Annotated in this window: 7 protein-coding genes; 5 read left to right on the top strand and 2 right to left on the bottom strand. The window is 48.6% G+C overall.

All coding sequences use genetic code 11. The features are described from left to right. Nucleotides 1–186: 186 nt before the first annotated feature. The 4 genes from QME03_RS03795 to QME03_RS03810 all read left to right on the top strand — a co-directional run bounded on the left by QME03_RS03795 (nt 187) and on the right by QME03_RS03810 (nt 8,586). Nucleotides 187–3,342, top strand: a complete 3,156-nt coding sequence (locus QME03_RS03795) for a SusC/RagA family TonB-linked outer membrane protein (protein WP_281723524.1) — start codon at nt 187–189, stop codon at nt 3,340–3,342. Between the two features lie 14 nt (nt 3,343–3,356). After that, nucleotides 3,357–5,069: a RagB/SusD family nutrient uptake outer membrane protein gene (locus tag QME03_RS03800; RefSeq protein WP_281723525.1), complete on the top strand. Its 1,713-nt coding sequence runs from the start codon at nt 3,357–3,359 to the stop codon at nt 5,067–5,069. 337 nt (nt 5,070–5,406) lie between these two features. Then, nucleotides 5,407–7,440, top strand: a complete 2,034-nt coding sequence (locus QME03_RS03805; protein ID WP_281723526.1) for an FAD-dependent oxidoreductase — start codon at nt 5,407–5,409, stop codon at nt 7,438–7,440. A 93-nt stretch (nt 7,441–7,533) separates the two neighbouring features. Continuing rightward, nucleotides 7,534–8,586: an endonuclease/exonuclease/phosphatase family protein gene (locus tag QME03_RS03810; RefSeq protein WP_281723527.1), complete on the top strand. Its 1,053-nt coding sequence runs from the start codon at nt 7,534–7,536 to the stop codon at nt 8,584–8,586. 457 nt (nt 8,587–9,043) lie between these two features. On the opposite strand, the gene QME03_RS03815 is transcribed toward QME03_RS03810, so the two are convergent. Beyond that, nucleotides 9,044–9,871 carry an alpha/beta hydrolase gene (locus tag QME03_RS03815; protein WP_273148662.1) on the bottom strand — a complete coding sequence of 276 codons (828 nt, stop codon included), beginning with the start codon at nt 9,869–9,871 and terminating at the stop codon, nt 9,044–9,046. A gap of 258 nt (nt 9,872–10,129) precedes the next feature. Between QME03_RS03815 and QME03_RS03820 the strand changes: the two genes are divergently transcribed. Continuing rightward, a complete protein-coding gene (locus tag QME03_RS03820) occupies nt 10,130–10,729 on the top strand; it encodes an NUDIX hydrolase (protein ID WP_281723528.1) in 600 nt (199 codons plus the stop codon). A 250-nt stretch (nt 10,730–10,979) separates the two neighbouring features. Here QME03_RS03820 and speA read toward each other — a convergent pair whose 3' ends face one another. After that, complete coding sequence (speA, locus tag QME03_RS03825) at nt 10,980–12,872, bottom strand: biosynthetic arginine decarboxylase (RefSeq protein ID WP_025815874.1); 1,893 nt, start codon at nt 12,870–12,872, stop codon at nt 10,980–10,982. Nucleotides 12,873–12,906: the final 34 nt, after the last annotated feature.

A 12,906-nucleotide genomic window follows, 5' to 3' on the forward strand; every position in this document is an offset into this window, starting at 1 on the left:
ACGTTAGGGCCACATTTTCATATACCTTCGTTGCATGTTAGTTCATCTTTGTAGCACAAAATAGGGGTGGCAATGTGCTAATCATGAAACCAAAGGCTAAAAATAACGGCACCCAACAAGACGTTGGAGTCGAGATAAAAGCCCATTCTAACCACGAAAATTAACTAAAAACAATAACAACTATCAATGACTTGTTTATCGCAAATTAAAAGTAAGAAGCCATTTGGCCGTGGTCTACGCGCTTCGCGCCAATCCCTTGCATGGGCAATAGCCTGTCTTTGCTTGTTTAACACGGCCGATGCCATGGCCGAGAGTCATGCATCGAGGCACGACAACAGCAAAACAGCCGTACTGGCACAAGATAATAAGGCCACAATTACGGGCACAGTGACCGACGGAAACGGCGAACCACTGGTGGGAGCAAGCATCTTGGCCAAGGGTAAAAACGAAAATGCAGTGACCGATATCGACGGTCGGTTTGCCATTAATGTTCCAATTGGTACAATGCTCACTGTGTCGTATATCGGTATGGAGGCTAAAGAAGTGGTGGCCCAGCGCACAATGAGCATCGTGATGAGCGACAATGTGAAGGATCTCGAAGACCTAGTGGTGGTGGGTTATGGCGTGATGAAGAAGAAAGACCTCACGGGAAGTATTGCCTCTGTGGGTGCAACAGACATCGCCAACGCACATGCCACCAGCCTTTCTACGGCCTTGCAGGGTGCAGCAGCAGGACTTACTGTTACGCGCAACAACGGAACACCCGACGGCAAGCCCTCGTTGCTGGTGCGTGGCGTTACAACCATCAGCGATACCAGTCCGCTAGTGATTATCGACGGCGTACCTGGCGACATCGCCAACGCTAACCCCGACGACGTGGAGACACTCTCTGTGCTCAAAGATGCAGCATCGGCAGCCATCTATGGTTCGCGTGCAGCAGCCGGTGTTATACTCATCACCACCAAACGAGCCAAGAACAATGAGATAAGTCTTAACTACTCGTTTGAGCAGGCTTACACCAAGCCCACCGTTTTGCCCAAGTATGTGGGTTGGAAACGTTTTATGCAAATGGTAAACGAAACACATTACAACGACAACCCTACAGGTGGCGAATATCAAACCTATGCCAAAGACCTGATAGACAATTACGAACGTAACAACGCTACCGACCCCGACAAGTATCCCATCACGCAATGGGAAGACTATTTGTTTAAAAACACGGCCTCGCAGCAAACCCATTCGCTCAGCATCATGGGTGGTGGCAAGAACGTTCGCACCAAGTTGTCGTTGCGCTACGATAAAAACGCCGGTTTATATGCCAATCGCAATTTTGAAAGATATATCGCCCGACTGAACAACGACCTGGATATCAACCCTTATATTGAGGCACATGTTGATGCCAATTTTGCTTATACCAAGTTGGCAACACCACATAACAACCCCTTTGAAAGTGGGGCACGCAACATTCCGCCCATCTATGCCGCCTATTGGCGCAATGGCAACTATGGCGATGTGAAGGACGGCGAGAACATTTTGGCCAAGATTAACGAGGGCGGAACGGTGAAAACATCCGATTATAGCATTGCTGCAAAGGGCGAATTGGTGGTGAAACCATTGAAAGGACTACGCATCTCGCTGGTGGCAGCGCCCAATTTCACCTTCCACAATGTGAAAGACTTTGTTAAAGAACTAACATACACACGTGCCGACGACCCACTTACGGTGGCTGGTCATGTGGGAGGATTTCGCACCACGTCGCTAACCGAGACGCGAAACACCCACTACGACATCACCACACAGGCTTTAGCCAACTACACGCACGACTTTGGGCTGCACAGTCTCACGGGCATGGCAGGCTTTGAGTATTATTACATGCGCGACGAAAACCTCTGGGCAAGTGGCGATAAGTTTCAGATGGCAGCCTTTCCGTACCTCGACCTTTCGCCGAGAGACGCTCGCAACAATGGTGGTAACGCGCTGGAATACTCTTATCGTTCGGCATTTGCCCGTGTAAACTATGCTTACGCCAATCGTTATTTGCTCGAAGCCAATGTGCGCTACGATGGTTCGTCGCGCTTCCACAAAGATTATCGTTGGGCAACATTCCCTTCGGTATCGGCCGGTTGGGTTATCTCTGAAGAGAATTTCTTTAAAGACAACGTGCGGTGGATGGCCCATCTGAAGCTGCGCGCCTCTTATGGCCAGCTGGGTAACGAACGTATAGGCAGCTATTACCCCTATCAATCGTCGATAAGGTTTGGTTCGGCGCTGCTGCTTAACGGCACAACGCCCGTAACCGTACCCTCTGCGGCACAAGTGAAGTATGCCGTTAAGGACATTACTTGGGAGACAACCGAGACCTGGGATGTGGGTTTTGATGCCCATTTGCTTGATGCCCGCCTTGGTATCACGTTCGACTGGTATCGCAAAAACACGCGCAACATGTTGTTACCTGTGCAAATTCCCATCTTCTTGGGTTACGAAAATCCCGACGTTAACGCAGGCGACATGCACACCAATGGCTTCGACCTAGAACTAAGATGGCGAGACAGAATAGGAAAGGTGGACTATTGGGCTGCACTTAACCTATCAGACTACACCTCGATGATGGGCAACATGCGCGGAACAGAATTTACTGGTGTGAAGATTAACCGCGAAGGCAGTGAGTTTATGAACTGGTATGGCTATGTTTGCGATGGTATTTACCAAACACAAGCCGACGTGGACAACTCGCCAAAGCTTAATAACAACGTTGCTGTGGGCGACTTGAAATACCGCGACATATCAGGACCCGACGGAAAACCCGATGGAAAAATCTCGGCCGAGTACGACCGCGTGCCGCTTAAAGGTTCTTTGCCCCACTTTGTGTATGGCTTAAACCTCGGCGCAGCCTATAATGGCTTCGACTTTAGTTTGAGTTTTCAAGGCGTTGGCAAGCAATGGAGCCGCAAAACACCTGTGATGATAGAGGGATTGGTGAACAACTGGACCAACTTCCCCGAACTAATCGACGGCCAGTATTGGAGCAAATACAACACAGCAGAACAAAATGCATCAGCCCAATACCCACGACTAACCGACACCAGTCGTGCAAACAACTACACCATGAGCGACTTTTGGTTGTTCAATGGTTGGTATCTGCGTTGCAAAAACATCACGCTGGGTTACACCTTGCCTAAGCAAATCACCCAAAAAGCCCTGCTCAAGCAAGTGCGTTTGTATCTTTCGGCCAACGACCTCTTTGCAATTAGCAACTATCCCAAAGGCTGGGACCCCGAAGTAACCGACAACGGCTATCCCATTATGCGCTCGTTGATGTTCGGACTTAACGTAAACTTCTAAACATTCCACACCACATGAAACGCAATTTCATTAGAAATATATTGGCGGTAGCACTTGTTTTCATCGCCACTGCTTGTCACGATCTCGATATGAACCCGCTTTCTTCGGCAGCAACGGGCAACTGGTATCGCGACTTACAGCAAATAGAAATGGCGCTTAACGCCTTAGACTCGGCCAAATATTGGCGTCCCGAAGGCGATAACCAAACCGATTGGAGCGACGATGCCGTGTATCGCAACGCCCTAACCGAGATGGAGAACGCCACACTCACCAGTTCTTACCACCTGGTTGAAACCTATTGGCGACTTAATTACCAAATGATTTCGTATGCCAACACCATCCTTAACCGCTACGAAACGGCGCTTAACAATGGTGCCAACCGCGAAAAGCTGATGCAATATGTGGGCGAAGCCCATTTTTATAGGGCTGTTGCCTATGGACGTTTGCTGTATCGCTATGGCGATGTACCCTATGTAACCACCGAAATAAGCATCGACGAAGCCCTGAATAAGCCCCGCGATAGCAAAGAAACAGTGCTAAAGCATGCCTACGACGATTTTGATAAGGCGACCGAACTGCTACCTAAGGCCTATTCGGGTTTGCAACGCATCACCAAAGGGGCTGCTCTGGCACTCAAAGCACGCACCGCATTGTATCTAGCCGACTATAAAACGGCGGCCGAAGCAGCCAAGGCGGTGATGAACTTGGGCGTTTATCAGCTACATCCCAGTTATGCCGACCTCTTTTTGCAGAAGACTCGCACCTCCACCGAGTTTATTTTTGCTCTTCCCCGTTCGCTTGCACTAGATTATAATGTGCTTAAGGGCAATGGTGTTTACCACCGATTGCCCCGTAATGCTGGCGGTTGGGCAGGTCGCGAACCATCTTGGCAGCTGCTGGCAGCCTACACCTGCACCGATGGTTTAAGCGTAGATAAGTCGCCTTTGTTTAATCCGCGCAAACCTTTCCTCAATCGCGACCCCCGTTGTATGGCCACCATCGTGCCCTTCGACTCGGTTTTCCTCGGCGTGGTTTATAGTCCATCGCCTGCCGATACCTTGGTGTTAAACAAGAATACGGGCAAGATGATTCGCAATCAAGACACGCGTATGGTGGCCACACATGCCCCTTACAATGGTTTGGTGTGGAAAAAAGGCATCGACGAAAGTTGGATAGCCAACAAATACATCGTAGAGAGTCCGCAAATCATTGTGCGTTATGCTGATGTGTTGTTGATGTACGCCGAAGCAAAAATTGAGTTAGGCGAGATAGACCAAAGTGTTGTAGACGCGATGAACGCTGTTAGGGCTCGCGCCTATGGCGTAAGTGCTGCCCAAACAGACAAATATCCTGCCTTTACCATCAAGGCACAAGCCGACATGCGACTAGACTTGCGCACCGAAAGGCGTATGGAACTGGCAGGCGAAGACTTGAGATTTGCCGACCTTGTGCGCTGGAGACTGGCCGAGGTGGCACTCAACCGAAAGCAATACGGCATACTCGACCCCGCCAAAGAATGCTTAGAAAAACTGGTACATGCCAACAAATGGTTCTGGCCCACTACGCCTAAGATTGACCAATATGGCCTACCCGACTTTGCTGAGATGGAAGCCACGGGCTTAATACGCGTGCTTTCGGAACGCAAGTGGGACAACCGACAATATCTCTGGCCACTTCCCGAAAAAGAAGTGAAGGTTGGAAAGGTTACACAAAACCCTGGATATTAAACCCAAATCGGTAATTAGACCAAACTGTTTCCAGAATTCTGGTTATTGTGTTGTTTCCTAACATCCTTTATTTTCTTGTCGGCAGATTGCCTGTCTTTGCAACTTGACGTAGCCCACTGCGCCTGCGTGACAAAGACAGGCAAGATGCCGACAAGAAAACAAAATATGTTTAGGCTCTAATAACCGATTTGGTTAAAGGGAGTTCTTCGTTTTTAAGTGGGTAAGTTGTTGAGTTTGATGCTGGCGCTTAGCTGTGTTTCAAACTATCAAATTCAATCACTTGCCCATTCAAAAGCACAATAACTCTCCAACTCATCAACTTGTCAATTTAAATAACATGCGAACAACTCGAATAATAGCCCTTGCACTGCTCTCAATAGCATGGTTGGCCAAGCCGATTGCTGCTGCCAATGTGTGGATAGAGGCCGAAAGCTTTCAGCATAAAGGCGGATGGCAGGTAGACCAACAAATGATTGAAGGGATGGGTTCGCCTTATCTCATCGCTCACGGACTGGGAACGCCCGTTAAAGATGCCCAAACAAATGTGAGAATAGACACGACGGCTATCTATAACGTGTATGTTCGTACCTATAATTGGACCGCTCCTTGGTATGCCGCAGCAGGTCCAGGCGGGTTTAAGGTGGCCATTAATGGCAAGCGCCTGCCACACATTGTGGGGCAAACGGGTGATAGCTGGCAATGGCAAAAGGCTGGAACTGTGAATCTTAAGCAGGGAATGGCTAAACTAACGCTGTGCGACCTCACTGGCTTTGATGGGCGTTGCGACGCCATTTGCCTAACAACAGCCGAAGTAGCACCACCCGATAACCTTGACGAACTGAAGCAATATCGCGATAAAATGTTGCGAAGAGGGGCGCAAAGGCGGTCGGCAGGGGTATTCGACCTCGTGGTTGTTGGTGGCGGAGTGGCCGGTATTAGTGCCGCCGTAGCTGCTGCACGCCTGGGCTTAAAGGTGGCTTTGGTGCAAAACAGACCCGTATTGGGCGGCAACAACAGTTCGGAAGTACGCGTACATCTTGGCGGACGCATCAACACGGGTAAGTATCCGCGCTTGGGCGACCTGCAAAAAGAGTTTGCACCCACGCTAGAAGGAAACGCCATGCCTGCCGAGAACTATGCCGACGACCGCAAATTGCAGTTTGTTAAGGCTCAACCCAACGTGTCGCTCTTTCTCAATCATCATGTATATGGTGTGAGATTAAAGGGCAATAAGACTTCGAATGCTGGATGCTGTGAGGCGAGTGGCGATGCGAATGGTGGGTCGGCGAGCAAAAAAACATACTGTTCGAACACCCAAAGCGCTGCTTGCACCACCTCAAACACCGCTATTAACCACGACAACACCATTGAAGCCGTGGTGGCGATGAACATACTAACAGGCGAAGAAATAAGTTTTGAGGCACCCCTCTTTGCCGATTGCACTGGCGACGCCACGCTGGGCGTGTTGGCCGGAGCAAGGTATGCCATGGGCCGAGAAGCAAAAACCGACTATGATGAAGACCTTGCGCCACAGCTAGCAGACCATATGACGATGGGCGTTTCGATGCAATGGTATGCCAAAAAGAAAGATAAGGCCTGCAAATTCCCCCTCTTCGAATATGGCGTTAGCTTTAACGAGCAAACCGCCGAGAAACGTTTGAAGGGCGAATGGACTTGGGAAACAGGACTGAATAGCTGCATTGTAGATAATTTGGAGCGTGTGCGCGACTATGGTATGCTGGTGGTTTATTCTAATTGGAGCTTTCTTAAAAACCGCAGTAAAGACCGTCAGCGCTACGAACGGCAACAATTGGAGTGGCTGGCATATGTGGCAGGCAAACGCGAGTCGCGCCGATTGCTGGGCGATTACGTGCTGAGCGAACAAGACATTGTGAAGAATATGCCCCACGAAGATGCCACTTTCACCACCACATGGAGTATCGACCTGCATTATCCCGACACCATCAACGCCCAAAACTTCCCCACAGGCGCCTTTAAAGCCGTGTCGCGACAGCGCGTTATCTATCCCTATGCCGTGCCCTATCGTTGCCTTTACTCGCGCAATGTTAGCAATTTGTTTATGGCTGGGCGCAACATTAGCGTTACCCATGTGGCACTTGGGTCGGTGCGCGTGATGCGAACAACGGGTATGATGGGCGAAGTGGTGGGTATGGCTGCCGCTGTTTGTAAAGAGCATAAGGCCAACCCACGCCAGGTTTATACCCATTTCCTGCCCCATTTGCAAGCCCTTATGCTGCAAGGTGTGGGTAATGCCGATTTGCCTAACAACCAAAGATACAACGAAGGATGGGTGCTGGAACAGCCACCACGCCTAGATAGCAAGCAAGTAGACCAAGAACAGGATGAATAAGGCCACAGCCTCGTTATATCATCTCGCTCTGCGCGCAGTCTTCGAAAGAGTTTTTGTTTCTGTAAAAGAGCTTAATATAAAAAATATAATCCAATGAAAAAACTATTGATTTCGCTACTGTTGGCCGTCTTAGCCTGTACGGCAACAGCCCAAAAAACAACCCAAGGCGCTGCACGACGCCCCGTGCAGTTCACTGTTTTGCAGTGGAACATCTGGCAAGAAGGAACACTTATTCCAGGTGGTTTCGAAGCCATCGTAAACGAATTGGTCAACTTGCAACCCGACTTTGTTACACTGAGTGAGGTGCGCAACTACGATGATGTGGATTTTACCAATAAGCTTTGCAAGGCATTAAAAGAAAAAGGCCTTACTTATTATTCGTTTCGCAGTAAGGATTCGGGCTTACTAAGCAAGCACCCCATAATGGATTGGACGCCCATTTTCCCCGAAAATCGCAACCATGGCAGCATTTATAAGTTGCTGGCAAAGGTTCAAGGCGTGGAAGTGGCTGTGTATACGGGGCATCTTGACTATCTAGATTGTGCCTATTACAACGTGCGTGGCTACGATGGTAACACCTTTAAGGAAACCACCAAACCCGAAACCATCGACGAAGTGTTGCGACTGAACGACCTATCCTGGCGCGACAATGCTGTGCAGATATTCATTAACGAGGCTCGCCACGATATTGCCGCAGGGCGTTGCGTGGTGTTTGGGGGCGATTTTAACGAGCCTTCGCACCTCGATTGGATACACGCCACGGCCAATATGTTCGACCATAACGGGATGGCCATTCATTGGACGGTGTCGAGTATGCTATCTCGTGCCGGCTTTAAGGATAGCTATCGCGAACTTTATCCTAATCCAGTAACCCATCCAGGCTTTACTTACCCCTGCTTTAACATTGCAGCCGACATTTCAAAGCTTACTTGGGCACCCAAAGCCGATGAGCGTGAGCGTATAGACCTTATCTATTTCAAGGGTAGAGGCATGCAGGTAGAACAGGCACAGATATTTGGGCCCAATGTTTGTGTTTGTCGTTCGCAGCCTGTTCAAGACAAATGGGACGACCCCATTTTGCTTCCAAAGGGCGGAACATGGCCCACCGACCACCGCGGATTGCTTGTTAAGTTCTCTGTGAAATAGTGTTCAAGTGCCTTATTTGTTGCCTTCCCAATCTTTGTGCTTAGCATTTGGCTAATCCAAAGGTTGGGAAGGCTATTTGTGTTTGCTGGTGTAGAGTAAAGGGCAGCAGGTATTTAGGTTGCTTGTAGATGCGATTGCGAGCATCTGTTCAAGGTGTTCAGGCAAATAAGACAAACCCATGGTAGTGCCTATGGCAAGCAGCGAGCAGCCTTTTAGCCAAGACCAGCGCAAAGAAAAACGCCTTTTTGCGTGCACAGGATGTGGTGAACAGCACGAAAAAGGCGTTAAATGTAATGAAATATTGATGCGTTATGCCATCACTTAGCTCGTTTTTGGCGTGGGTGTAATAGCTTCCAATTTGTTATTTGGTTGCTTGCAGCCTATAGGTAGGCAAAAACAGTACAGGTATTAATGGCCCATTGAGAATACGCCCCCCGAAAACGGTGCGTAGAAGCAATTAGAACGATTGCAGCCAAGCCCTAAGGTCGAGTTCCATCTCAAGGTTATATTTAAACGTTTGCTTACGTCCCCAGCCGTGGCGTCCACCAGGATAGACGTGCAACGATGCGGGAACATCGTGTCGATAAAGCTCCGCATAATAGTTAACGCCATTAATGGGCATCACCGTACGGTCGTCGTCGCTCAGTGCAATCCATGCCCTAGGGGTGGAACGCGTAACCTGTTGGTCGGTGCTATATTCGCGTTCTTCGGCCTTAGAGGGCTTAGTTCCCAGGAAGCGGTCGCGCGAACCGCGGTGAGTAAGACCAGGTTGCATGGTGATAACAGGGTAGAGCAATATTTGGAAGTCGGGTCGTGCGTCGCCCGTAGCTTTCGTTGCCAGCACCGAAGCGAGGTGACCGCCAGCCGAAGCGCCCATAATTCCCACCTCGTTGGGTTTGATATGCCATTCGGCCGCTTTGCGTCTAACCAGTTTCATGGCCTCTTCAGCATCCGAAATAGGCACCATTTTATTGCCATTCGGCATGCGATATTTCAGCACAATGGCAGCAATGCCCATGTTATTAAAGAAAGTAGCCCAGTCGCGCCCTTCGCTATCCATGGCCAATGTTTGGTATCCGCCACCAGGACAAATCACTACAGCCCTACCTGTTGCCATTTTTTCGCGTGGCAAGAACACCTGCACCTGCGCTGTGTCTTTATCGTCAGTACTGGCCACAGCAGGTTCTGAAGGCCATAAGTTGATGGTTATGGGGCGTTGTGCAAAGGCCGAAGTTGCCGAAGCCATCATCAAGGCTGCAGCAAAAAGTAAAGTTTTGGTTCTCATCTCTTTAGTTTATGATATATTGTTTGTGTGTGCAGGCCCTGAAAACATTTTGTTGCGGTGTGTGTAAGCACCGCGTGTTTATCATGTTTGCCGTTATTGGGGGCATGCGCTTACACTGCAAAGATAGCAATAAAAGTTGAAATGGCCTTTGCGTTGCAGGGCTTTAAACACTTGTTGTAAGTCAAAAATTACTTGAAGGCTTGCTAAGCTCGTGATTTTTTTGTAATATTGCAATCGAATAACAAATGTTAGAAGGATATGCACCCATTAGATAAGTTCAAGTATTGCCCCAGTTGTGGCAATTCGCGCTTTGAAGAGAACAGTGAGAAGAGTAAGCTATGTAAGAATTGTGGTTTCGAATACTTTCTCAATCCCAGCAGTGCCAACGTGGCTTTTATTGTAAATGCCAAGGGCGAATTGCTTGTTGAACGCAGAAAACAAAACCCAGGGAAGGGTACTTTGGACCTACCTGGAGGCTTTGCCGACATCACTGAGACGGCTGAAGAGGGCGTTAGGCGCGAGGTGAAAGAAGAAACTGGGCTCACGGTTACTAAATGTACCTATCTTTTTAGTCAGCCCAACGTTTACCTTTATTCGGGAATGAACGTGCAAACACTCGATTTGTTTTTCCATTGCGAGGTCGAAGACGACAGCGTTGTGCAGGCCATGGACGATGCTGCAGAGTGTTTTTGGCTTGCTCCCGAAGACATTCACACCGAGCAATTTGGGCTTCGTTCTGTGCGACAGGGGCTTTACGAATATCTGAAATACATGGAAGCGAAAAAGAAACAAAAGCAAGAAGAGACACCAAAACCCAAAAGTTGGTTGCCTTTTAAGAAGCAAGAGGTGAAGGAATAGGTGCAAAATGCAATTAACATGAGTGTGCAAGGTTGTGTGTTGAGGCTCTTTATGTGGCGCTAACGAAGGCTGTGTACACTTTATATAATAAGGCCTTTAATGGTTGTTTCGTGGCATATGCACGACTCGGTGCATGGCGAAGTAACCATTAAAGGCATTTTTGGGGGCTTAATAGTGCTAAAAAAGTTCATGGGTTGGCTGCTTATTGCGCGGCCAACCCATGAAAACAAAGTTGAGAAACACGTAAATCTTATTCAAGATAAGTGTAACCATAGAGACCGGAGCGGTAGTTAGAGAGGAACTCCTTACCCTCTTCGAGCGAAATCTTACCATGTTTAACGCTCTTTGTTACCCAAATTTCCAATTGTCTAACCAGTTTCTTGGGGTTATACTGCACGTAAGCAAGCACCTCTTCAACCGTTTCGCCGTCGAAAATCTGGTCGATATGATATTTACCATCCTTCACCGAGACGTGCACGGCATTGGTATCGCCAAAGAGATTGTGCATATCTCCGAGTATTTCTTGGTAAGCACCCACGAGGAACACGCCCAGATAGTAAGGTTCGTTTTTGCGAAGCGTGTGTAGAGGGAGCACATGCGAGATATGTCTATTGGTAACAAAGTTAGCAATTTTGCCATCGCTGTCGCACGTAATGTCTTGTAAGGTGGCGTTACGAGTGGGTCGTTCGTCTAGTCGTTGAATGGGAACGATGGGGAAAAGTTGGTCGATGGCCCAGCTATCGGGTAGCGATTGGAAGAGCGAGAAGTTGCAGAAGTATTTATCGGCAAGCAGTTTGTCCATGTTTCTCAGTTCTTCGGGCACATGTTTCAAGCCTTTAGCGATGGTGTTAATCTCTCTGCACACGCTCCAGTACATGCTTTCGATTTCGGCACGCGTGCGAAGGTCAACCAAACCATGTGCAAAAAGGTCGAGCGACTCTTCTCTAATCTGTTCGGCGTCGTGCCAATCTTCGAGCATCGAGCGCGAGTTGATATTGTCCCAGATGTCGTAAAGGTCTTTCACCAGTTGGTGTTCGTTCTCTGAAGGCTCAAACTCTTCCTTCATCTCGGGCAGTGAAGCCGTTTCGAGCACATCAATAACCAGCACGCTATGGTGCGCAGTGAGCGACCTACCGCTTTCGGTAATGATGTTAGGATGTTGAATGCCGTTTTTATTAGCCGCATCCACAAAGGTGTAAATACAGTCGTTAACGTATTCTTGTATAGAATAGTTCACCGAGCTTTCGCTGCTAGGCGAGCGCGTTCCATCGTAGTCAACGCCCAAGCCACCGCCACAATCCACGAAATTCACATCATAACCCATCTTATGCAGCTGCACATAGAATTGTGAAGCCTCGCGAAGAGCTGTTTGGATGCGTCGTATTTTGGTGATTTGCGAACCGATATGGAAGTGAATAAGCTTAAGACAATCGTGCAAACCCTTTTGGTCGAGCAGGGCAAGAGCCTCGAGTAGTTCGCTGCTAGTGAGTCCAAACTTACTGGCATCGCCACCACTTTCTTCCCATTTACCCGAGCCCGACGAGGCCAATTTGATGCGAATACCAAGGTTTGGTCTAACGTTGAGTTTTTTAGCAGCGCGAGCAATGAGTTCCAGTTCGTTTAGTTTTTCGATTACAAGGAAAATTCTTTTGCCCATTTTCTGTGCGAGCAAAGCCAGTTCGATGTAGCTTTGGTCTTTATAGCCATTGCAAACGATGAGTGAATCGCTTTGGCATTGCACGGCGATAACGGCGTGAAGTTCGGGTTTAGAACCAGCTTCTAGTCCCAGATTAAACTTTTTTCCGTGCGAGATAATCTCTTCAACCACGGGTTGCATCTGGTTAACCTTGATGGGATAGATAACAAAGTTTTCGCCTTTATAGTCGTATTCCTTGGCTGCTTGTCTGAAACAACTGGCCGTTTTCTCGATGCGACTGTCGAGGATATCGGGAAAACGCAACAGCACGGGTGGTGTAACGTCTCGCAAAGCCAGCTCGTCCATCACTTCGCGCAAGTGAATCTCGGTGTTGTCCTTACAAGGTGACACGTAAACATCACCGCTTTCGTTAACGCCAAAAAACGAAGTGCCCCAACCGTTGATGTTGTATAGTTCCTTCGAATCTTCAATCGTCCATTTCTTCATTTCTGTTTTTTGTGGGTTCTTTTATATGAATGAT

The organism is Hoylesella shahii (genome assembly GCF_937990675.1).
In the GTDB taxonomy this organism is placed as follows: Bacteria; Bacteroidota; Bacteroidia; order Bacteroidales; family Bacteroidaceae; genus Prevotella; species Prevotella shahii.